The sequence below is a fragment of the Pseudomonas sp. PMCC200344 genome, from assembly GCF_030053095.1.
Taxonomy (GTDB): domain Bacteria; phylum Pseudomonadota; class Gammaproteobacteria; order Pseudomonadales; family Pseudomonadaceae; genus Aquipseudomonas; species Aquipseudomonas svalbardensis.
In genome coordinates this window covers 2,467,707-2,489,894 of the sequence record NZ_CP125618.1, presented here as the reverse complement: position 1 = coordinate 2,489,894, position 22,188 = coordinate 2,467,707, and the positions used below count along the sequence as shown (strand labels likewise).

Genomic DNA, 22,188 nt, shown 5'->3' with positions numbered 1-22,188 from the left:
GTCAGGTTCTAGCACGCATGACCTCATGGCCCGCCAGAAGCGGTCATGTAGGAATACATCATGTACGTGCGGGGTGTGTAGGTCATGGGCAGATAGTGTTGCTGGAGAAGTGGGTTGCGCAATGAGGTTAGGGTCGTCTTTGGGTCAAATGCTGCCGGTTACAGTTACCCGGTCCAGTGCCAAGCTTCAGCACAGGCCAGCATTCGACCTGTCCAAGCGCCCGGCCCCCAGCAGCGCTGGTTAACCCTTAACAGCCGCTTCAATCGCAGCGATGTCGATCTTTCCCATCTCCATCATGGCGTCGAACGCACGCTTGGCCGCTGCTTGATCAGGATTGGCTATCGCGGCCGTCAAAACGTGTGGTGTGATCTGCCATGACAACCCCCACTTGTCCTGGCACCAGCCGCATACATTTTCCTGGCCGCCATTTCCGACAATCGCATTCCACAAGCGATCCGTTTCGGCTTGGTCGTCGGTTGCAACCTGGAACGAAAAAGCCTCGTTGTGTTTGATCGCCGAACCTCCGTTCAGTCCGAGGCAAGGGATGCCCATCACCGTGAACTCGACCGTCAAGACATCGCCCTGCTTGCCCGCCGGATAGTCGCCAGGCGCGCGAAGGACCGCTCCCACCTCGCTGTCCGGGAAGGTTTCGGCGTAGAACGTCGCAGCGTCCAACGCGGTGCCGTCGTACCACAGACAAATCGTGTTTTTGCTGATCATCTTGGTTCTCCAGAATCGGAACGGGTGCGTGCATTTTAGCAGCGCATTCAGCGGGTCGGCTTTGGCAACTAGCGTCACCCTGGGATGGCGCGCTTGCGCGATCGATTGCCAATGGCAGCCACCGCTCAAATGCAGCCAGTGGGTGCATCAGCGCCCGAGTCCCTGGTCTGCCAACTTCAGTAGCTGCTCCGCATTGGAGGCGATAACATCCCGGCCTCGCATGGGGTATGCGAACACATATTCAAAGGATGAACACATGAGCCGCACCGACCACATCTGCCTGATGGCGACCTATAACCAATGGATGAACGCAAAGATCTATGAGGCAACCAGGTGCTTGTCCGATGATGAGCTCTCAGCCGATAGGAAAGCGTTCTTCAAGTCTATTCTCGGGACGCTAAACCACTTGGCAATCGGAGACACTGTGTGGCTAAAGCGATTCGCCAAGCATCCAGCGGACCACTCGGCACTGGAGCCGGTGAGGCAACTTTGCGATCCGGAAAGCCTCGACCAATTGTTGTTCTTTACTGTTCCAGAGCTCTCAGTGCATCGAGAGAGACTCGATCAGATAATCGTCGAATGGGCTCACTCTATTACAGAGTCAGATCTGGACCACACTCTCCATTACGCCAGCATGAAAGGTGTAGTGTCCGATAAGGATTTCTACAGTCTGGTCATGCATTTTTTCAACCATCAAACCCATCATCGTGGCCAGGTTACTACGCTGCTTTCACAGGCGGGTATTGACATAGTTGATACAGATTTAGTCTTTCTCATTCCATCCAAATCCTGCGTATAAAAGAAAGCTCATCATTGGGCACCCGATCATTGGGCAGACTTCAATACCTGACAAGAGAGCCTTTTCAATCCAGTAGATACGTCGGCTCCGGTTGCTCCTGACAGTCGTTGTCCGGTACTGCCCCTTCAGTCTGGGAACTCTTTTCGTGCACCTTGAAGGTAGAAAACCCCAAGCGATCACCTAAGCTCTAAGGGGAGATTTTGCGCTGCTGCAAATTGATAGCACCACACTATGGAACACGCTCCGTTAATGCGATTTCCATGGACTGAAATCCAGGTCATTTGGCCTCAATCGAACCTCGAATCCAGCCGATGCCAAGAAGGTAGCCATCCACCCGAAAGGAGCCTCTCATGTTCACACCCGGGCACCTGAACCGTACTAATACTCCTGGCACTCCCGGAGTCCCGGAATACAACATTGATGTCTTCTATGAAGTCCGCCGCGACCCCAAGGAATGCATGCTGATGCACTTCAAGATGGACGGAGCGGTATCCGGTAAAAGCTTCACTGAAGAATTCGATATGCACCGCGACACGGCCTTCAACTTTGCCAGCCGCGTGGCAAAGGCCGCGGTCAAGCATGGTGTGCCGGCCAATGCCAGTCTCATCATGCGCGGGCACAAGGAATACGACGCGATGTTCGAGGATATTCGCGACAAACTCGGCGTCCAGCCAGGCGATCCAGTCAATCTGGATAACGCTGAGAACGACCGTCGCTGAGTGACGCAGTATCACTCAGTGCGCCCCATCCACCGGATGGATCACGAGGTAGCTGTCGACGGCATTGCCTATGGTTGGAAAGAACGCCGTTTCGCCAAGTCGCGCGAAAAGCCCGAATCGCTTCAGCTTGTCCTTGACCGGGTCCTTCATCTCGGCCACGCACAACTTGATGCCTACCGCGTGCAAGGTATCGTCCAGCTCAGCCAGCATGTCGGCAGAGGTCACGTCCACACTGGTGACGGGTTCCGCCGCAACGACCAACCAGCGCACGGGCGTAGGCGATGCCGCCACTGCGTCGAGCACTCGCTCATTGAACAGTTCGGCGTTGGCAAAGAACAACGGCGCATCCCAGCGAAACAGCACCAGGCCGGGTGTAAGGTGCGCGTCGGGATAGCGCTGGATGTCGTGGTAGCCCTTAACGCCATCGACTCGCCCCAGCACCGCGGAATACGGCCGCCAGCCATCCCACAGGAATTCGATGACGGCGATCACGATGGCCAGCCCGATGCCCTCGATCGCACCGAACACGGCCACACCGACGGTGCAGACGATCGACAACCAGAACTCCCAGCGCTGGATGCGATAAATGCGTCGCAGGTCGGCGACCTCAATCAGGCCGATGGCCGACGCGATCACGACCGCTGCCAGTGCACTGCTGGGCAAACTCTGCAACAGGTTCGGCGCCACTACCAGCAGCAGGGCAACGGCCAACGCGCCGACAACCCCGGTCAACTGGGTTTTGGCGCCTGCGGCTTCGGCCACGGGGGTGCGTGAAGAACTACTACTGATCGCAAAGCCCTGGAAAAATCCCGCCGCCAGATTGGCAAAACCGAGCCCTGCCATCTCCTGGTTCGGATCGACATAGGTACGGGTCCGCGCCGCATAGACACGCGAGAGCACGCTGGTGTCGGCGAACGACACCAGGGCGACGGCGCAACCGCCGATGAGCACGGGGACAATATCGGCGCGGGTGATCCAGGGGATGGCGAACGCAGGTAAACCTTGTGGAAGAGCACCGAGGACCGACACCCCCGCACGCGCGGCAAGGTCCAGCACACCGACGGCGACGGTCGCGCCTGCCACTGCGATCAAGATGCCCGGCACGCGCTTGAAGCCCTTGAGCAGCAGGATCACGAGCAAGGTGGCTGCGCCGATCATGAACGCGGTCCAGTTGGTCTTTCCTTCCATCACCGCGGTGGCGATAGCCCAAATGTTTCTCAGCGGGCCGTCGGACTCAATCGAAAAACCGAAAAACTTGGGCAGTTGGCTGATCAATACGGTCAGCGCGATGCCGTTCATGTACCCGTAGCGGATCGGCTTGGACAGCAACTCCGTAATGAAGCCCAAACGCATGATGCCCGCCAGGATGCACACGGCGCCTGAAACGATTGCCATCATGCCCGCCAGGGCGACGGCGCGATGCGGGTCGCCGCCCGACAGGGGCAGGACGACTGCAAGGATCACGGCGGCCAGTGAGGAATCCGGGCCCAGCACCAAAATCCGGCTAGGCCCGAACAAGGCGTAAGCGAGTAGCGGAACGATGGTCGCGTAGAGGCCATAGATGCCGGGTACGCCCGATGCCACGGCGTAGGCGATGCCGACAGGCACCAACATCGTGGTGAGCACCAGCCCGGCCATGATGTCGTGACGCAACCAGGCAATCTGGTACCCGCGCAGCGTGCGAAGTCCAGGAAGCCAGCGGCCCCAGCCGGTTTCGTCGCCGGCATCCCGGCGTGCAATACGGCCCGGTTCCGGGACGGGAGGCGAAGAGTCCGAATCGCTCATAGAACTGTGGCCTTTAGGTGTACAGCGCCGATTCGCTTAAACGTGCCCGTCAGAATTTTCCGGGCACTCGCCGGTGCGGATAATCCGGGTCGCGATAGCCGCCTGGCTTCTGCCGTTTGGGCAATATCACCTCCTCGCGTGCGACATCCTTGTACGGAATACGGCTGAGCAAATCGGTGATGATGTTAAGGCGCGCCCGCCGTTTGTCGTTGGAATTGGCCACCAGCCATGGGGCATGTTCGGTGTCGGTTGCCTTGAACATGTCGTCACGCGCGCGTGAATAGTCATACCAACGGCTGTATGACTTGAGATCCATGGGGGTCAGTTTCCAGATTTTTCGTCCGTCCTTGATGCGCGCCTGAAGCCGGCGGGTCTGCTCGTCTTCGCTGACTTCCAGCCAATACTTGAGCAGGATCACGCCCGAGTCGACGATTGCACGCTCCACCTGAGGCGTTGTCTTCAGGAAACTGGCAACCTGCGCTTTGGTGCAGAACCCCATCACGCGCTCGACACCCGCCCGGTTGTACCAACTGCGATCGAAGATCACCACTTCGCCAGCCGCGGGCAGGTACGGCAGGTAACGCTGGACATACATTTGGCTTTTCTCTCGATCACTCGGCGCCGTTAGCGCCACCACCCGAAAGACGCGCGGACTGACGCGTTCGGTGATCGCCTTGATCGTCCCGCCCTTGCCAGCGCCATCGCGCCCTTCGAAAACGATACAGATCTTGATGCCCTTGGCTTTTACCCACTCCTGTAACTTGACCAGTTCCACGTGCAAGCCGCGCAGTTGCTCAAGGTAATCCTTGTTCTTCAGCTTCGGGTTTTCAACAGCATTGCGCCTAGGGGCTTTCTTCTTGTCCTTTGCCATGACCAAGACCTCATAGATGCCAGTCGCCGATAGGTAAACAGCGTAGGTTGCGATCTGCTCACCCGCCGAGCGCGATGATCGCGGTGATTAGCACAGCGCCGGTGACGGCCGTCGCAAGACTGAGCAGGCCGAAGATGACCTCCGTGACACGATCGACCGGATCAAGTACACGGGCCCGCTTTCGCTCTCCAGCGCTTTGCATGCGCTCATCCTCGCCACGGCGGCTGCGTCAGCGTGGTCCTGGTTTTCAGCCGTGCCAGGATGGCCAAGACCCGGCATCCGCAAGCACACCGAACAGCTTAGTTCAGACCTGACCTCTAACAACGGGATGCATCGACAACGACTAAACTTTTGCGATTGAACCTTGTTTCCCAAAGATATCTCCATGAGCGCCGCTCCCCTGTCCGAACTCGATGCCGCTCTACCCGGACTGGCCCGCAAGATCCGCGTGCTGGAGGCCCTGGCCTGGCCGGATGGGGTCGAAGAAGCATTCCTGACACGTTGGCGCGCCGGGCAGGCAGAACTGCCCAAGGTCGAACTGCGCCCGCGCGACCACAGCGCCGACATCGCCGCCTTCGAAGCCTTTATCGGCCGCTGCGATGAGGGCCATCCGGCCGGGCGCCACCTCGCCATGACGGCGCGCAGCTATGCCACGGCGGGGCGCATGCTCGGTGCCATTGGCACACCCGCCTTTACGCAGTATTCGTCAGCGCTGTACCGACGCCCGGACTTCTACTACTCGCGCCTGAAACTGAGCATGCTGGACGCGGCCCAATTCTTCCTCAAGACCACCGACGCCCTTCTGGGCGGGGCCCGGATTCCACCGTGCCCGGCCGAGATCCCGGCCGAAGTCTTCGCCGCCTGGATGCAGCCGGAACTGGACCGCTTCTTCGGCCCGGGCCGGATCACCGTCGTGCTCGATCCGACCCTGGCCGCCAAGGCCATCGCCGGGGCCAGTCGCATCCGCCTGCGTGCCAGCGCCCTGTTCTCAGAACTGGACAAGAAGCAGCTGTTGCAGCATGAGGCCTTCGTGCATGTCGCCACAGCACAAAACGGTGCGCTGCAACCCAACCTGAAAAGCCTGGGCCTGGGGGCGCCACGCACGACCCAGACTCAGGAGGGCATCGCCACCCTGGCCGAGCTGTTCACCGGCAGCATGGACATCAACCGCCTGCGCCGCCTCGCCCTGCGTGTGCTCGCGGTCCAGCAGGCGCTGGATGGCGCCGATTTCATCCAGGTATTCGAAGGTTTTCTCGCCGCCGGTCAGTCACAGGAAGAATCCTTCCGCTCGACCCAGCGGGTGTTCCGCGGCGCTGACCTGCGCGGCGGTTCGGCGTTCACCAAGGATGCCGCCTACCTGACCGGTTTGCTCGGCGTGCATACCCTGTTGCGCATCGCGATCCGCGACAACCGGCCGGAACTGGTGGGCCATTTGTTCGCCGGGCGCCTCAGTCTGGGGGATACCGTTCGCCTGGCGCCGCTTTTCGAGTCCGGCTGGCTCCAGGGACCGGTCCATGTCCCGGCCTGGGCCTCCGATCTGCGTCTGCTCGCCGCCAACCTGGCGTTCTCCGCTTTTATTTCCCGAATCAAGCTGGATGTACTCGATCTGGAAGTGCTCATGGCCTTCGCCGACGAGCATGAAGCCGATGCCAGCGCCTAGCGTTTAAAGGGAGAGCCACCGAACCAAACGCTCTGCATCAGTTATTTATACTCAAATGCCAGCTTAATAATATTTTACCGATACCAGGGTGATCCCTAGTCTTGACCCCAAGAAATGGCAGGCCGTTACCGACCTAAATCCAACTTCGAAGGGTATTGAGATGACCACTGAAAAAGTAAAAACAGATACGCTGATTGTGGGCGCCGGTCAGGCTGGTGTGGCCATGAGTGAACACTTGAGCAAACTCGGCGTGCCGCACCTGGTGCTGGAGCGCAACCGTATCGCCGAACGCTGGCGCACCGGGCGCTGGGATTCACTGGTGGCCAACGGTCCGGCCTGGCACGACCGTTTTCCCGGTCTCGATTTCGACGACCTCAGCCCCGACGACTTTGCCCCGAAAGAGCGGGTTGCCGACTACTTCGAAGCCTATGCCAAGAAATTCAACGCCCCGATCCGCACCGGCGTGGACGTGCTGAAGGTTGAGCGCAATGTCGGTCGCCCGGGCTTCACCATTGAAACCTCAGAGGGCGTGATCGAGGCCAACCGCGTGGTGGCTGCCACCGGGCCTTTCCAGCGCCCTGTCATCCCGCCAATCGCGCCGAAAGATCAACCATTTTTGCAGATCCACTCGGCTGAATACCGTAATCCAGCGCAGCTGCCCGAAGGCGCTGTTCTGGTGGTCGGCGCCGGCTCGTCGGGCGTGCAAATCGCCGATGAGTTGCAGCGTGCCGGCAAGAAGGTTTACCTCTCGGTCGGCGCACATGATCGCCCTCCTCGCGCCTATCGCAACCGTGATTTCTGCTGGTGGTTGGGTGTGCTCGGCGAATGGGATCAGGCGGCCATGAAACCGGGCCGGGAACACGTGACCATCGCGGTGAGCGGTGCACATGGCGGCCGCACGGTGGACTTCCGTGGTCTGGCTCATCGCGGCATGACGCTGGTGGGTTTGACCCAATCGTTCAATGGCGGCGTAGCGGCTTTTCAATCGAACCTTGCCGAGAACCTGGCACGCGGCGATGAGAACTATCTGGCGCTGCTCAACGCGGCTGACGCCTACATCGAGCGCAACGGCCTGGACCTGCCGGAAGAGCCTGAAGCGCGCATTACCTTTTCCGATCCAGACTGTGTGACTAACCCGATTCTTGAACTCGACCTGGCCAAGGCCGGCGTGACCTCGATCATCTGGGCCACCGGTTTTGCCACGGATTACAGCTGGCTCAAGGTTGATGCCTTCGACGACAACGGCAAACCGCAGCATCAACGCGGCGTGTCGAGCGAAGCTGGCGTGTATTTCCTCGGCCTGCCGTGGCAGTCCCGTCGCGGGTCTTCGTTCATCTGGGGCGTTTGGCACGACGCCAAGTACGTGGCTGATCACATCGCCATCCAGCGTTCATACCTCGACTACCACGACGCCGCGCAGCGCGAGGCTGAAACCGTCCCGGCCGCCCATAAAGCAACTGTCAGCGCTTGAGCCATTTTTCTTTAGGAGCTTCAAATGTCCACGCCAACCCATACCCGCATTCGCATGTTCAACACCAAGGAAACCTACCCGAACCAGAGTCTGGACAACGACCTGTGCCAGGCCGTCCGGGCCGGCAACACCGTTTATGTTCGCGGTCAGGTCGGCACCGATTTCGAAGGCAACCTGGTAGGCCTCGGTGACCCACGAGCGCAAACCGAGCAAGCCATGCGCAACGTCAAACAGCTGCTGGAAGAAGCCGGCAGCGACCTGAGCCATATCGTAAAAACCACCACTTACCTGATCGATCCGCGTTACCGCGAGCCGGTGTATCAGGAAGTGGGCAAGTGGCTTAAAGGGGTGTTTCCGATCTCGACCGGGTTGGTGGTTTCAGCGCTGGGGCAGCCGCAGTGGTTGATGGAAATTGATGTGATTGCGGTGATTCCTGAGTAAGCAGGGACACCGCATCGCGGCCATCGCGAGCAAGCTTTGCTCCTACAGCGGATCTTCAGTGCGACGACTGTCCCGTAGGAGCAGAGCTTGCTCGCGATGAGGCCAGCTCAGACACCACCTCAGCCAAGGCAATACAAGGAGCAAAACCATGACCTTCTCCATCGCAGCACGTTGCCCCGAAACCGGTCAGTTCGGCATTGCGATCAGTTCCTCCAGCATCGCCGTCGGCGCCCGCTGCCCCTGGCTGCTGCCGGGTGTCGGCGCCGTCTCCACACAAAACATCACCCTGCCGTCGCTCGGCCCGGAAGTCCTCGCCCTCATGGAACAAGGCCTAGCGCCAGCCGAGGCTTTGGACAAGGTCCTGACCCGCAATGGCTACAGCCAATATCGCCAGATCACGGCGATTGACCACCTGGGCCAAACCGCGCACTTCAGCGGCGCGCAAACCCTGGGCAACCACAATGCCGTGTCCGGCGATCAATGCGTCGCTGCCGGCAACATGCTGGCGGACCGTGCAGTGATCGAAGCGATGGTCGAAGCGTTTGAACATGGCGAGGGCCAACTGACCGACCGCCTGCTCGCGGCCATGAAAGCAGCCATCGCGGCGGGCGGCGAAGCCGGACCAGTGCATTCGGCAGCGGTGGTGGTGGTCGGCGAGTTGACCTGGCCGATCATCAACCTGCGGGTGGATTGGGCGGACCACGATCCAATCGGTCAATTGGAGAAACTCTGGGACGCCTATCGCCCACAGGTTCAGGACTACATCGACCGCGCCCTGGCCCCTGACAAATCCCCTGGCTACGGTGTCGCCGGAGACGACCGATGAGCAACAGCCTCGATTTGCTGAAAACGTTGGTGGCGTTCGACACCACGAGCCGCGAATCAAACCTGCACCTCATCGAGTTCGTCCGCGACTACCTCGAACGCTTCGACGTGCCTTGCGAGCTGGTCTACAACGAGCAACGCAGCAAGGCCAATCTGTTCGCAACCATTGGCCCGGCGGATCGGCCGGGCATCGTCCTGTCGGGGCACACCGACGTGGTGCCCGTCGACGGCCAGCCGTGGACCGTTGCGCCGTTCGAACTCACCGAGCGCGACGGCAAACTGTACGGTCGCGGCACGGCGGACATGAAAGGCTACATCGCCTGCGTGCTCGCGTTGGTTCCGTCGCTGGTGAACGCCACGCTGCGGGTGCCGGTGCATATCGCGCTGTCCTACGATGAGGAAGTCGGCTGCCTCGGTGTGCGTTCGTTGCTGTCGGAATTGGAAAAGCGCCCGGTCAAACCGATGCTCTGCATTATTGGTGAGCCGACCGAGCTCAAACCGGTGCTTGGCCACAAGGGCAAACTGGCGATGCGTTGCGATATTCACGGTGAAGCGTGCCATTCGGCCTACGCCCCGCTCGGGGTCAACGCCATTGAATACGCCGCTGAACTGATCGGTGAACTGGGACGGATCGGAAACCGGCTCAAAGCACCCGAGCATCACGACGCGCGTTTCGATCCGCCGTTCAGCACCGTGCAAACCGGCGTCATTTCCGGCGGCAAGGCCTTGAACATCGTCCCCGCCGATTGCCGCTTCGACTTCGAAATCCGCGCCCTGCCCTCGCATGATCCGAGTGAGGTTGCGCAGGAGCTGAAGGCCTATGCCGAACAGCAGGTTTTGCCGCGCATGCGTGCGGTGAGTGAACAGAGTGAGATTCGCTTCAGCGAGTTGTCGGCGTACCCCGGTTTAGCGACCGATGCACACAGTGAAGCGGCTGAGTTGATTGCTGCGTTCTCAGGCTCTCGAGAGTTCGGCACCGTAGCCTTCGGAACCGAGGGCGGACTATTCGACGCGGCAGGCATTCCCACCGTCGTCTGCGGCCCCGGCAGCATGGATCAAGGCCACAAACCCGACGAATTCGTCAGCCTGGCGCAAATGAACGGTTGCGACGCCATGCTCCATCGAATGCTGCAATCGATCTGTTAACCCAATCCCTGTAGCAGCTGGCGAAGCCTGCGTTCGGCTGCGCAGCAGTCGTAAACCCTGCGCCCGCGGTTTTCCTGATGCACCGCGTCGTCGGATTTTGCGACTGCTGCGCAGCCGAACGCAGGCTTCGCCAGCTGCTACAAGTTTGCGACCGGCAAGCCCCATCCGGCGGGCTTGCGTTCGCGCGTGGGCGCCGTAATACCAGCCTCTACAGCCACCCCACCCGACATACATTTTTTAACGTCTATACCCACAAACTTACTAATTTATCTCTCACTCCCCACCGCACATCATCAACTCCAACAAGAAAAGCGTCGCCCCCGTGCAGCGCTCACCGAAGTACGTCCACGTACTCAAATTGCCTTGGAGTCCGTCATGGTTACCGCAGCAACAACCTCCGCCCCGCTCATCGAAAAACACACCATCGGCTACGTGCCGCCCGAAGATCGCCACGGAAAAACCAGAGACCTGTTCACCCTCTGGTTCGGCGGCAACATCGCGCCGTTGCCCATCGTCACCGGCGCCCTCGGCGTGCAAATGTTCCACCTGAACCTGGTGTGGGGCATCGTCGCCATCCTCGTTGGCCACCTGGTCGGCGGCGTGCTGATGGCGCTGCACTCGGCGCAAGGCCCGCAGATGGGCATTCCGCAAATGATCCAGAGCCGCGCCCAGTTCGGCTCGCTCGGCGCACTGCTGGTGGTGTTGATCGCCGGCATCATGTACATCGGCTTCTTCGCCTCCAACATCGTCCTCGCCGGCAAATCCCTGCACGGCGTGGTCGACAGCGTGCCCGTGCCGGTGGGCATCGTCATCGGCGCCCTCGGTTCGGGCATCATCGGCATCATCGGCTACCGCTTCATCCACGTGCTCAACCGCATCGGCACCTGGGTGCTCGGCGCCGGCATCGTGCTGGGCTTCGGCTACATCTTCACCCACGTGCAGACCGCCGACTTCCTCACCCGCGGCAGCTTCAACATCTCCGGCTGGCTCGCCACCGTCTCCCTTGCCGCGCTCTGGCAAATCGCCTTCGCGCCCTACGTCTCCGACTACTCGCGCTACCTGCCCGCCAACGTGCCCGTGGCCGCAACGTTCTGGACCACTTATCTCGGCACCGTGCTCGGCTCCAGCCTCTCATTCATCTTTGGCGCCGTCGCCGTCCTCGCCACACCCGTGGGCATGGACACCATGGACGCCGTCAAACTCGCCACCGGCTCCATCGGCCCACTGATGCTCGTGCTGTTTTTGCTCAGCGTCATCAGCCACAACGCCCTCAACCTCTACGGCGCCGTACTGTCGCTGATCACCCTGGTCCAAACCTTCGCCTACCGCTGGATCCCGACCGCCAAGAGCCGCGCCGTCCTCTCAATCATCGTCCTCGCCGCCTGCTGCTTCGCCGCCGTCGGCGCCTCCGCCAACTTCATCGGCCACTTCGTCGACATGGTGCTGGTGCTGCTCGTGGTGCTGGTGCCGTGGACCGCGATCAACCTGATCGACTTCTACGCCATTCACAAAGGTCAGTACGACATCGGCTCGATCTTCAAGGTGGATGGCGGGATCTATGGCCGGTACAACCCGCAGGCGTTGTTGGCGTATGCGATCGGGATTGTCGTGCAGATTCCGTTTATGAACACGCCGCTGTATGTCGGGCCGATCTCGGAGCATATCAATGGGGCTGACTTGTCCTGGCTAGTAGGCCTGCTGATCACCTCGCCGCTCTATTACTGGCTAGCCAACCGCGACACAGCCTACAAACGCCACCTCTCAACCGGAAAACTCGCCAACTCGATCTAACTAAACCCCCAATCCCCTGTGGGAGCGAGCTTGTTCGCGATGAGGCCATGACAGCCAATATTGATTTAGCTGACAAACCCCCATCGCGAGCAAACCCATTTTCGCTTTACCCGCTCTCGCTACAAAACCCCGAAATTTAATGAACCCCGCCCACACCGACTCACCTAACTGAATGACTATCAGGAGGTGACTAATGCAATTCGAAACAATCTGGATCGTACTGACAGCAGTTCTTTTGCTGGTCGAGTTATGGGCAATCAACAGAGTGCGCAAAGCCGAAGGCAAATCGAGCAACAAGCTCTTATGGATAGTGGTGATCGTGTTTGTACCGCTGATTGGGCTGGTGCTGTGGGCATTGGCGGGGCTGAAGCATGTTGCTCAGAATCCGCATTCAGTGCAGGCCCAGCAGTAGCGTAGGAGGACATGCGGTACCAATTTGAGATCTGCGCAATTTCAAACGACAAAGCCCCTATGATTCGGGGCTTTGTCGTTTCTGGCTGGAACGCCTGAGATCAGCCGTCACCCGTACCCATCAACGTTTCTACTCTCCTACTCTCTCGTCCAGGGTTCCAAAATTGATAGTTCTCGCATACGCGGGATCCATCTCAGTGCCGTCAGGCCGCCCTCCCTCGGTTCTCACGTTAAAAAACTGCCCTTTTACTATGCCTTTATCGGGATCCATTTCTTTGATTCGCATTGTGCCTTCGACGATCAGGCCTCCACTTATCATCTCATTGCCACCTTGGATCAACAGCGCACCAAAACCTCCCGAGCCGACCTTGTAATCAATACCTGGCTGAAAATTGAAGTGAGTAAAATCCAAGCGAAACACCCAATGATTGGGGGCTTCTTCCGGGTTAAACCCCCAAAAATATCGTTGTCCGGTAGCGGTAAAATGGCCTTCAATTTTCACTTTTCTGATGACTTCAGAAAATTCACTATCAGTCAATTCGACTTCAAATTTTGCCTTCCAGTTATCATTAGAAGATTCAGTCGGGACAACATCGTTTATTCCAATCGATTTAACATTCGTCATGACAGATATCCATATTTAGTAATAAAGCTTTAACAAGTCCTTTTTAAAACTAATGAAATTAGGTCGAAAGCGAACCTGTAAAATATGACAGTTAACCATATCGATTCGCTATATCTGCTACAGCCTTTATCACTCTCAGCTATAGATTCAATCTTCCAGGTCGATGGCGAGATTTATGGGCGGTACAACCCGCAGGCGTTGCTGGCGTATGCGATCGGGATTGTGGTGCAGATTCCGTTCATGAACACGCCGCTGTATGTCGGGCCGATTTCCGAGCACATCAATGGGGCTGATTTGTCGTGGTTGGTGGGACTGCTGATCACCTCACCGCTGTATTTCTGGCTGGCCAACCGCGACAGCGCCTACAAGCGTCGGTTGTCGAGTGGGAAACTGGCTAACAGCATGTAAGCGTGAAATACCGGGGCGGCCCACGATTTCAGAAACCGTTTTACGGAGAAATCGTGGACCGTCCTTCATGCGTTTGGCAGGAAAAGATCGAGGCGCAGATGTATGCTTCGCACGCTCGATAGAACCTGAAGACCCAACTGAAAAGGAATTCGCGTGAAAACTGATTGGCAGCAAATTCGAGAAATGATGAACACGGTCATCGACAGCTGTGAGCAGATCGAAGCGGCAGGTTTTAGTGAAGAACATCGCTCTGCCACGGTGGAAATAAACGGCGTCGACTACTCTGTTCAGGAATTTCTAATCAGTGCCTGGACACTGCCAGAGAACATTCGCTACCAGATTATTCGTCAGCGCCATGAAGCTGGAAGCGATCTTCCCTACGTACCCGAACTCGCCCGGATACTTGTTGCGATGGCTCAGGCGAGCGCTGAGTTGGTCGGAGCCTACGACACTGCCCCCGCCAAGAAAGCCATTGAAGGGATGAATCATTGGTACAAGGCCTACGCCGTGCCTCACATGACGACAGTCCTCGCAGCGGCCAACAAAAACTCTGATGCCTCGTTTCAGGAACCCTGAGTCGGCAGGAGACGGGGTTGTTCCCTTGGCTCGCATTCCGAAAACCAAAAAACCAAACCGGACGGCTCGGGATAGCGACCGTAAACGGCGACATTTTTTAAGGCCAAAGCTCCGTTGATTCGGGGCTTTGTCATTTCGGCTCCCCGTCCCGCGTAGGAGCTGCCGAAGGCTGCGATCTTTTGATCTTCCGCTCCGAAAATCTCGTAGGAATTCACCATCTTTGGAGAGGGAGCTTGCTCCCCGCTAGGCTGCGAAACAGCCTCAAACCCTCCCCAACTTTTAAACATCAACCTAAACCTGTAGCAGCTGGCGAAGCCTGCGTTCGGCTGCGCAGCAGCCGTAAATCCAGCAAGCAAGCAAGATCGATCTGACACTAAACAACTTCTGACACCACAACTGCTAAGCAGCCAATCGCAGTCTCCATCATCACCGCAAAACCGGCCTGGCGTCCTACACACCCGTTTGCAGACGGAAAAACCGCAGCATATAGTTCGCCCCGTCGCTGACAGCAACACGCAGTCAGCGGCAGGGTTTCGCAGCCCTAAAAAGAAGACACCAAGTACCGTCAGCCACAACACAGCCGATTTCCGACTGTGAATTGGTTATGACGGATGTGATTCATCTTTCTAGGTCTAGAACCATGACAATCCAAAACCCACCTCGCCGCTTCACCCCCATGTCCCAATTCGCAACCGAGTACCCCGTCCTCCTCATCGACAGCGACGCCCCACTCCGCGAACTCCACAACTGCGTCAGCGAACGCCTCAGCGCCGTCCTCAAGTACCTCAACCTCATGGCCTGCACCAGCCTCCCCGACTACGCCGAAAACGACATAAACACCGTCACCAACATCGCCCGGATCATGATCCAGGATGTGAGCGATGTGTTTCGGGTGATTGAGCAGCGTGGGTTTGATGTACCAAAGAGTCAGTGATCAGAGTTGAGTCGTAAAAAAGCCCGCGATGAATTGCGGGTTTTTTGTTTTGTTCAGGCCTGTCGAGTTGGCGAGAGGATTGTCTTCTCTATCAGCGCAGCGACGTCCTTCGCACCAAAGCACCGGAATTTAACGCTGCCCGCACCGGTATCCAGACGGATGATCTTCGTCATGAACCCGCCTTCAATCGTGACCTTTCGGATTAATGCCAGTGGGAGTTCAATATCCAGCGTCCCGTCCTGAACGAGTCGGTTCATGGCATTGGCACTCAGACGAACCATTGTTTGGGTCAGCACCATCTTCCCGCCAACCCAAAGTCCTCCGTATGCTTCCTTGAAGACCTCCAGCACATCGCCCAACGCGTCCACATTGCCAGCCTCAGCCATGGAATATAAATCGCCCACGTTGTCGTAATTCACCTCGGCATCGGCCACCAGAAAATTGACCAACTTCGACTTCAAAACCTGTCCAGTCATCTTTGCCTCTCCATAATTTGCGTAGCAGCCCTGAAATCCAGATGCCTGTTTTGTCCGGGGCGCGCTGCACGAACACCCTATCGTCGCTACAAGCGGCGTCCTATTTGGCAGCCAACACTCATGCTGATATGCCATCACTCTTTCAATGAAGTACACCTGCATGGATGCCACGTCCCACCCTTTCAGCTTTTTTTCACTGCTTACTGCTGCCTTGATCCTTTCTGGATGCCAAGCGACAAAGCCCCTGCCCGCTCAAATCACAACACCTGAGGCCCTGCCAGGCCTTGAGGTCTTCAACAGTGTGATGCTCGAGACCCCCGAGCCGAGTTCGATTGTGCGAGAGGGAGACAGGATCACCTATTTAGTGACTTCGTCCCCCAGCCCGGAACTCCACTATCTGGCACGTTTCGACGCCAACTGCAGCCAACCCGATGCGCAAATGGCTTACCGCAGCAAAGCGCGGATGTCTCTATTCGCCGTTAAACCGCGGGGGCGTTCAGAGGAATCCTGGCAATTGCCTGCGGAACAAAAGAGCCAGTACCTGCAAAGCGTGCAGTTGAAGCAGGTGTGCGCCCAGACAACACCGCCTCAATGGCGCGTGTTCTCGGCCCCCGAACATCAGGACTGGCAGATGATCAACCGCAGCAGCCTGAAAGTAAAAGGTGATGAGGTGACTTTCTGGACTGCTCGGGTACTTCCCGCCGAACTGTTGCTGCCCGGCTCAAAAAACGTCTTGTATGGTCAGGCGCGCCAGCGCTGGATGGCCAACTGCACCCTGCAACAACTGACCGCGTTAAGCCATTTCTATCTTGATGCGCGCAGCCGCGTGATCAATGGAGCGGTTCAAACGGAAGTTGAAGCCATCGGCTTGCAAAGCCTCAGCGCCGATGAGCGTCAGCTTTTTCAGGTGGCCTGTGGCAAGCCGCAATCGCTGGATCAATACAAACACTTTGAAGGACGCGAGCAGTCTCCCTTCGAATTGCCGGTCCCCGCCGTTGCCGTCCCGGTGTTGAGAGCCATTGAGGCATTGAATATGCCCAAACCGGAGAAAAGCATTCAACACTTGCGCCGCGTGTTCACGGATAAGTCCGAGCCAAGGCAGTATTCAGATGAAGGTGTACGGCTTAACGGGCGCGACTCGAAATACCTTTCTGACGAGACGAGTAAACAACTGACGGAGCGTTTTAAAGGCAGAGGAAGTCAGTGGGCCAAAGTCACTTTCCGGGGCCTGATTGACCTGGCTGAAAGTGAATTCAGCACTCGTGCAGGTGAGATAACGATCGAGGATAACGCGATCACGAACCTCAGCTTCGAGGGTGATTGGGTGAACATGCCAGTCGGCGCACTGCTGCGATACACGGCGCAAGATATGCAGTTCCGTTACGGCAACGGCGGGAAAGGTCCCAGAGCCTTGGTGCCGGTCGACAACAGATACAGTTGCGAGGTGGAGTCGCAGAAGCCGGCCAGCACGTATCACCCAAGTTTGACCGGGACGGCCAAGGTACTCAGTTGCACGAAAGATACTTATCAATACGCCACCAACCTTTACGTCTACCTCGAAGCGTATGGCGTGTTTGTGCAGACTCAATACGTCACGAAGAACGTGCTGGGCGAATGGACGATTGAGGCGGTGGAATTTTGAGTTGCCTGGCCATTAGCCCCAAAAAAACCGTTGAAGTGGAAGCACACACTGCTTCCGCGTTTTCACATCAATGCCAACACCCGGCAAGGAACGCACATGAATTTCTTTAAGAAGCTTCTCGACTTACTGAGAAGCCCTGTCACCCAAGACCTCCGGGCCGAACCGCAAATCAACGAGGCTGAAGCGGCCAATCTGGCGGCGCGACTCGCCGGCGAAGCGTGCCTGGATCGTCATTGGCGCTCTGTCGGCACGGTCGAGCGGGACGTCATTGCCTATATGATCAGTCCGAGTTTCAGAGGTGGCCCTGACTGGCCCTCGACTCGTCAGGCCTACCGGGTGGTTCGCCGTGGTGACTCGATACTCCTTGCCACCGACGGCCTGTCGGACCCATTCGATGGAGTTGAAGGAATGGGCAATGGTTTCGAGATGGAGTTGTTCATGGAAACAGCTGAAATACCCGAGCACGCACGTGGTTCACTTGGTGACGTCGATCCATTAAAAAACAGCTGGGCATTCGAACTGTTGGAGCACGTTGCCAAAACGGTGGCTGACGCTGGAGGAGTCACCGAACGACTCGATCAGTACGGTACGCTATCTCTCGAAATTCCCGGGTTCAGCCTGTCGCACCACATGAGCGATCAACTCCCCAAAATCTTCGTGACCGAGGACGACAGCACCGGCGTCCTGCTGGGAGCCCTGGAACCGGATTTCCAGACCCGACTGGATGACATGCCGTTATCTCCGGTCAGGTTGGTTTCGATGGTATTGATCACCGCATCGGAACTTGAATATGTCCGATCGGGTGGGCGAGCAGCACGCGAAGATCTGGTCAGCCGTTTGAAGGCCGCCGGCATCGGACATATGAGCAATCTGAATCGTGCTAGCGTTGTGTGAAAACCGAGCGGTCGCTTTCATGCGCACGAAAAAGGTGACAGATCTGAATGGCACTTACTTAACATGTTTTGCGTGCCCATTTTTCCTGACATCTGCCCTTGCTGACCGACGCGGTTTGGTCAGTAAGGGGTAGGCTTGAGGTCTTCGTTTTATGGCTCGCGGCTCGATACGACCAGGCCGATTCCCGACGCGCCTCTGAGCAATCAACATCAATAAATTCGACAGGCCATCCTCGTCTTCGGGGCTGCCATATTGTCGCAAAGCCAGCCATAGCTGAAGGCTGTGTTTGAAGCTCAGTTCGCGAGGCAAGCAATCCGCTAACAGAGCCGATTGCGCCATGAGCATTCGGATCAGATTGTGTGCCAACAGATAGACCCATAACTCCTTGACTGCCATGCCTGGGGTTTTGCAGCTTAACTTTCCAAGTCCTAGCGTAGCTTTGAGATTGCGCAGATCCAACTCGACATGCCATCGACCCTTGTACAGCGATTTGAGAGCTGTTTTGGGTGTCTGCTTCGGGCAATGCAACGTGGTGACCAAAGTCTTTCCACCCGCCTTCAGCTCTCGCACTGTCAGTCTTTCAGGCGCCTGTTCGTAATGCGTTTGACTCATCCACGGCGGTCTTCTTGCAGGCTTTTTCAATTCGATCAGGTGATCTTCCGAACCCAGACTTTGCCCTAGGCGAAAGTCCGTGCTGCGCCGTCGAGCACCGTATTGTTCGAACACGCCATCGACACCTCTTCGTTGCAACTCACACAGCAAGAAGTAGGTAGCGTAGTAAGCGTCGCCCAATAAAATGTCGCCTGTTTTCAGCGTGTCGAGCATTGATCTGAGCAGCGTTTGCTCATCGCCGCCTTTGCCTCGGAAGCGCCCAAGGGCGGCATCCAAGACGGCGCCGCTGGAAAGGCAAACGATGCCAACCACGCGACACAGGGGAAAACCAAGACCGACTTTCTGGCCGCGTGACTGCGGATAGGCACCCTGATTGGCCGCAGTGTCGGGCATGCTGACCGTCGTGCCGTCCACCAACCGTACAGGCCGTCCCATCCAGCGCCACGACGAGGGTGCGTTATCACTTATCGAAGCACCGGTGTGCCTGACCAGCGTAGAAACCATTTCCACAGGTAGGCGTTTTCTGGCTTTGCAGTAGGCGCCCGTGCGAGTGCTACTGGGCTTCATGCCGCCACATGACCGTTTAATCGACAAGTCGTTGACGGCGTTCTGGCAGGAACGGTCGGCACTCATTGCTTGAGCCAGAAACATGGACAGCGTTTCAGTCGGCGGAAACAGACGCTCCCGATATTCCGGCAGTGCAGACTCGACGCGCTGTAAGAGCTCGGGAGACGTGAGGAGATTGAAAAACGCATAGGCATCACAGTCCGAAGCGTGTCGATGAAAACGTTGCTGTTGATGCTGGAGAATTTCACGTCTACGATTCATTTGGGGCTGTGTCCTTGGTTCGTCGGGGTGTGTTCGCAACTATCACCGTAGACCAAGACCAGCCCTTCTTCATTTTTTGCTTTCAGCTCAAGTGGTTAGCAGCTAAGTAAGTGCCATTCAAATCTGTCCCCTTTTTGCTTTAAAGGGGGCAGATCTACTTCTGAGGGAAAATCGTGACAGGCAAGCATATTTATCTGACGTTCCCATTCACCAAGGATGAGGATTTCCCCAAGGTCTGGGAGGAATACCTGCTGATTCGGAGACGACAACTGGATGAACTTTATTTCAGGAATTGAACCGTCAATATTGTTGCAATACTGCCGCTGCAATCTCAGCGATCAGTTTTGACAGACCGAGCACGATCAAGGCATGCAAATGCCGCCTTGCGGTTCCGTTGATTCAAGAGCTTCACCATGAAAAACTTTCCACCCGACGCCCCCAAAAAAACGGGCGATCTAATGATCGCCCGTTTTATGCATTTCAAGTCAGCACACTTTCCTCAACCTCATACTTAACCACCACCCGATTCTTATAAAGCCGCTCACTCTTCAGCACCTGACTCTCCTGCCCCTTGCTCCTGACCTCCCGCCATATCTCGTTCTCCCGAAAAACCCGTCCACCGTCTCGCACAAACCGATACCCAAGTTGATAAACGTGATACCGAAACCCTCTCGCCTGATCGCATAACAACTCCCCTTCCAACTGTTGCTCGACGACATTGAGCTTCAACTGAAAATAACGATCGGTAGGGTTATGCAGCACCAGGTCAATGTAGTTGTAAAAGATCGCTGCACCCGAGCCGAATGGCAGTACCCGCCCCTCGTCAGGAAAGGGATCGAAGCTGTGGTTCGACCGCTCAACCACGACCAATGGCGAGTGAATCGCCATCCAGTGAATCAGGTTGCTCAGTTGGCAGATCCCGCCACCAATGCCGCTGCGGGCTTCACCAAATGACAGCTCCATGCCTTCGACATAACCGCGTTTGCAAGAATAATCGCCAGGGCCGATGACGACGCCGTCCATCGAAGCGACGGTCAGTTTCAGGTTGATGACTTTGTTGTGTTGCAGGGCGAGATCGGAGTTGCCGAGTTTGCGGATCAGTTTGGAGGTGTGCTTGAGGTAGCGGAATGGCAAACGGGAGGCGGTGTTCAGGGGGACAACGTATTGCTGCAAGTGTGTATCGCACGTCGATAAGGTGTTCGCCCAGTGTAATGGCCTGGCAATCCATGCACCGGTAAAGAGCCCTGACACTGGGCGAACGGGAAGTATTTTAATTGAAGTTTTCGAATATGTCCGCGTATATGAACATGAAATTTACCGAAACAACTTTCGATTAAATGTCGGCCAAAATACTATTTTGCAGACCACCAAAACTCACCAGTTAGACCATTAAAACTGATTGCTCTTATACATAAAAATTGTACAAGCAACATATAGAGCTAATACTCAACTTCAGTGCTTGCTGGTCACTGTCAATATGTCGGTATAGGTCACAACGACACTCTGTCCAACTTTCAGATCTTTCAATTTCGCTTGAACTTCGGGTCTTACGACGTCAACGGTCTTGGACTGGCCGGCGGGGTTTTCGAAGGTTACCTGGTTTTTCTTCACGTCGATTTTGGTGATTTTCAGTTGGACCTGCACCTGACGGTAGGCTTCGCCGCCCGGGTTGTCGCTGCCGGGAGCTGCGCGGACTTCGCCAGTGCGTTCGACGGTGCCTGGCAGGCCTTTGTCGACATCGGTGTCGAGGTAGGCGGCGACAGCGCTAGTAACTGTGACTTCGACTTGGTCGCCGACTTTCAAGTTGCCGAGGTTTTTGGCCTTGTCGGTCAATTGCACATGGACCTGACGACCTTCCGGCCCCTCCAGTACGACCTGATGTTTGGCAGCATCGACCGAGACAACTTTGGTGGTGACCTGATCCGCCTCCACAACGGCAGACAGCGGGATGTCCGCAGCCATGGCGCTAAGACTGGCGGCAGACAGCAGGGTCGCAAGGGTGATGGCTTTGGTCAGTGCGTGAAGTTTCATAAGCGGTACATTCCCTGTGAATTGGAGGCAGCAACGAGCGCTGAACCACCGTCCAGCGCCCTCTGCGCAGATGAGCATAGACGCTGATCAGGGAGTGTTCGCAGTTTCTTGTGCGGTGGATTCACCGCTTTCTGTACCCTTGCCGCTTTCCTTACGCCGGGTCGGATCGGTCGGGCGCAGAGCGTCGTTGTCGCGCTCGACTTCTCCCGGTGGCCGCGGTTCGTCAGGGTGTTCAGTGGGGGTCGTCGGTTTCATGTGGGTTCTCCTCAAGCCTCGGGATCGTCGACCTCTTGGGCGACGTTCACGGCAGGCGAATCTTTATGGGATTGATCGGCCTTGGCCTTCAAGGCTTGCCACTGTTCCAGGTCAATGGCGCCCTGCCCCAGCAAGTCGTCGGCCACTCGCAGCAATTCGGTGTAATGGGCGTCGGGGGATTGTTGCCAGTAGGCCTTGTCTTCGAACAGGCGCTGCCACGAGGCAAGGTCGGGCGGTTTCAGGTCTTCACTCATGGCGGGCTCCTGTG

At 57.2% G+C, this 22,188-nt stretch carries 23 protein-coding genes and 2 pseudogenes; 14 read left to right on the top strand and 11 right to left on the bottom strand.

All coding sequences use genetic code 11. From position 1 onward, the window contains the following. Positions 1–240 precede the first annotated feature (240 nt). Positions 241–720, bottom strand: coding sequence for a VOC family protein (locus QFW87_RS11285; protein WP_283180564.1), 480 nt, complete (start codon positions 718–720; stop codon positions 241–243). 256 nt (positions 721–976) lie between these two features. Between QFW87_RS11285 and QFW87_RS11280 the strand changes: the two genes are divergently transcribed. Together QFW87_RS11280 and QFW87_RS11275 are read left to right on the top strand one after the other, a co-directional pair. Continuing rightward, the gene (locus QFW87_RS11280) at positions 977–1,519 is read left to right on the top strand and encodes a DinB family protein (protein ID WP_283190527.1); all 543 of its coding nucleotides are present in this window, start codon (positions 977–979) and stop codon (positions 1,517–1,519) included. A 350-nt stretch (positions 1,520–1,869) separates the two neighbouring features. Further along, on the top strand, positions 1,870–2,238 hold the full coding sequence (locus QFW87_RS11275) for a DUF5064 family protein (RefSeq protein WP_283190526.1): 369 nt from the start codon (positions 1,870–1,872) through the stop codon (positions 2,236–2,238). A 15-nt stretch (positions 2,239–2,253) separates the two neighbouring features. On the opposite strand, the gene sulP is transcribed toward QFW87_RS11275, so the two are convergent. Genes sulP through QFW87_RS11260 form a run of 3 tightly spaced genes read right to left on the bottom strand, consistent with a single transcriptional unit; the run spans position 2,254 to position 5,096 of the window. Then, a complete protein-coding gene (gene sulP / locus QFW87_RS11270) occupies positions 2,254–4,023 on the bottom strand; it encodes a sulfate permease (protein ID WP_283190525.1) in 1,770 nt (589 codons plus the stop codon). Positions 4,024–4,072: 49 nt separating this feature from the next. Beyond that, a complete protein-coding gene (gene ppk2 / locus QFW87_RS11265) occupies positions 4,073–4,894 on the bottom strand; it encodes a polyphosphate kinase 2 (RefSeq protein WP_283190524.1) in 822 nt (273 codons plus the stop codon). A 58-nt stretch (positions 4,895–4,952) separates the two neighbouring features. Beyond that, on the bottom strand, positions 4,953–5,096 hold the full coding sequence (locus tag QFW87_RS11260) for a hypothetical protein (protein WP_283190523.1): 144 nt from the start codon (positions 5,094–5,096) through the stop codon (positions 4,953–4,955). A gap of 183 nt (positions 5,097–5,279) precedes the next feature. On the opposite strand from QFW87_RS11260, the gene QFW87_RS11255 reads away from it, so the two are divergent. The 7 genes from QFW87_RS11255 to QFW87_RS11225 all read left to right on the top strand — a co-directional run bounded on the left by QFW87_RS11255 (position 5,280) and on the right by QFW87_RS11225 (position 12,640). Further along, a complete protein-coding gene (locus QFW87_RS11255) occupies positions 5,280–6,554 on the top strand; it encodes a flavohemoglobin expression-modulating QEGLA motif protein (protein WP_283190522.1) in 1,275 nt (424 codons plus the stop codon). A gap of 160 nt (positions 6,555–6,714) precedes the next feature. Further along, positions 6,715–8,025 carry an NAD(P)/FAD-dependent oxidoreductase gene (locus QFW87_RS11250; protein ID WP_283190521.1) on the top strand — a complete coding sequence of 437 codons (1,311 nt, stop codon included), beginning with the start codon at positions 6,715–6,717 and terminating at the stop codon, positions 8,023–8,025. Between the two features lie 24 nt (positions 8,026–8,049). Beyond that, positions 8,050–8,466, top strand: coding sequence for a RidA family protein (locus QFW87_RS11245; RefSeq protein ID WP_008027166.1), 417 nt, complete (start codon positions 8,050–8,052; stop codon positions 8,464–8,466). 148 nt (positions 8,467–8,614) lie between these two features. After that, the gene (locus QFW87_RS11240; RefSeq protein ID WP_046049304.1) at positions 8,615–9,292 is read left to right on the top strand and encodes a DUF1028 domain-containing protein; all 678 of its coding nucleotides are present in this window, start codon (positions 8,615–8,617) and stop codon (positions 9,290–9,292) included. Continuing rightward, positions 9,289–10,437, top strand: coding sequence for an acetylornithine deacetylase (gene argE / locus QFW87_RS11235; RefSeq protein WP_283190520.1), 1,149 nt, complete (start codon positions 9,289–9,291; stop codon positions 10,435–10,437). Before QFW87_RS11240 ends, argE begins: the two co-directional genes overlap by 4 nt. A 375-nt stretch (positions 10,438–10,812) precedes the next feature. Beyond that, a complete protein-coding gene (locus QFW87_RS11230; RefSeq protein ID WP_283190519.1) occupies positions 10,813–12,228 on the top strand; it encodes a cytosine permease in 1,416 nt (471 codons plus the stop codon). Positions 12,229–12,421: 193 nt separating this feature from the next. Further along, positions 12,422–12,640 (top strand): PLD nuclease N-terminal domain-containing protein, encoded by a 219-nt coding sequence (locus QFW87_RS11225; protein WP_283190518.1) that lies wholly within the window; start codon positions 12,422–12,424, stop codon positions 12,638–12,640. A 129-nt stretch (positions 12,641–12,769) separates the two neighbouring features. On the opposite strand, the gene QFW87_RS11220 is transcribed toward QFW87_RS11225, so the two are convergent. Then, positions 12,770–13,264 (bottom strand): hypothetical protein, encoded by a 495-nt coding sequence (locus QFW87_RS11220; protein WP_283190517.1) that lies wholly within the window; start codon positions 13,262–13,264, stop codon positions 12,770–12,772. A gap of 147 nt (positions 13,265–13,411) precedes the next feature. On the opposite strand from QFW87_RS11220, the pseudogene QFW87_RS11215 reads away from it, so the two are divergent. The 3 genes and pseudogenes from QFW87_RS11215 to QFW87_RS11205 form a co-directional block, all read left to right on the top strand. Beyond that, positions 13,412–13,672: pseudogene (locus QFW87_RS11215) on the top strand (cytosine permease); the annotation flags it as partial. Between the two features lie 153 nt (positions 13,673–13,825). Continuing rightward, positions 13,826–14,248 (top strand): hypothetical protein, encoded by a 423-nt coding sequence (locus QFW87_RS11210; protein ID WP_283190516.1) that lies wholly within the window; start codon positions 13,826–13,828, stop codon positions 14,246–14,248. 640 nt (positions 14,249–14,888) lie between these two features. After that, the gene (locus QFW87_RS11205) at positions 14,889–15,182 is read left to right on the top strand and encodes a fructose-bisphosphate aldolase (RefSeq protein WP_283190515.1); all 294 of its coding nucleotides are present in this window, start codon (positions 14,889–14,891) and stop codon (positions 15,180–15,182) included. Between the two features lie 53 nt (positions 15,183–15,235). On the opposite strand, the gene QFW87_RS11200 is transcribed toward QFW87_RS11205, so the two are convergent. After that, complete coding sequence (locus QFW87_RS11200) at positions 15,236–15,658, bottom strand: hypothetical protein (protein WP_283190514.1); 423 nt, start codon at positions 15,656–15,658, stop codon at positions 15,236–15,238. Between the two features lie 160 nt (positions 15,659–15,818). On the opposite strand from QFW87_RS11200, the gene QFW87_RS11195 reads away from it, so the two are divergent. Further along, positions 15,819–17,300: a hypothetical protein gene (locus tag QFW87_RS11195; protein WP_283190513.1), complete on the top strand. Its 1,482-nt coding sequence runs from the start codon at positions 15,819–15,821 to the stop codon at positions 17,298–17,300. Positions 17,301–17,396: 96 nt separating this feature from the next. Beyond that, entirely contained in the window at positions 17,397–18,194 is a 798-nt protein-coding gene (locus tag QFW87_RS11190; RefSeq protein ID WP_283190512.1) for a suppressor of fused domain protein, read from the top strand. Positions 18,195–18,248: 54 nt separating this feature from the next. On the opposite strand, the gene QFW87_RS11185 is transcribed toward QFW87_RS11190, so the two are convergent. From QFW87_RS11185 to QFW87_RS11165, 5 genes and pseudogenes are all read right to left on the bottom strand, one after another. After that, entirely contained in the window at positions 18,249–19,634 is a 1,386-nt protein-coding gene (locus QFW87_RS11185; protein ID WP_283181230.1) for an IS4 family transposase, read from the bottom strand. A 480-nt stretch (positions 19,635–20,114) separates the two neighbouring features. After that, positions 20,115–20,804: pseudogene (locus tag QFW87_RS11180) on the bottom strand (VanW family protein); the annotation flags it as partial. 282 nt (positions 20,805–21,086) lie between these two features. Next, positions 21,087–21,665 (bottom strand): hypothetical protein, encoded by a 579-nt coding sequence (locus QFW87_RS11175; protein WP_283190510.1) that lies wholly within the window; start codon positions 21,663–21,665, stop codon positions 21,087–21,089. An 87-nt stretch (positions 21,666–21,752) separates the two neighbouring features. Continuing rightward, positions 21,753–21,920 carry a hypothetical protein gene (locus tag QFW87_RS11170; RefSeq protein ID WP_162842855.1) on the bottom strand — a complete coding sequence of 56 codons (168 nt, stop codon included), beginning with the start codon at positions 21,918–21,920 and terminating at the stop codon, positions 21,753–21,755. Between the two features lie 11 nt (positions 21,921–21,931). Further along, positions 21,932–22,174, bottom strand: coding sequence for a hypothetical protein (locus QFW87_RS11165; RefSeq protein ID WP_283190509.1), 243 nt, complete (start codon positions 22,172–22,174; stop codon positions 21,932–21,934). Positions 22,175–22,188: the final 14 nt, after the last annotated feature.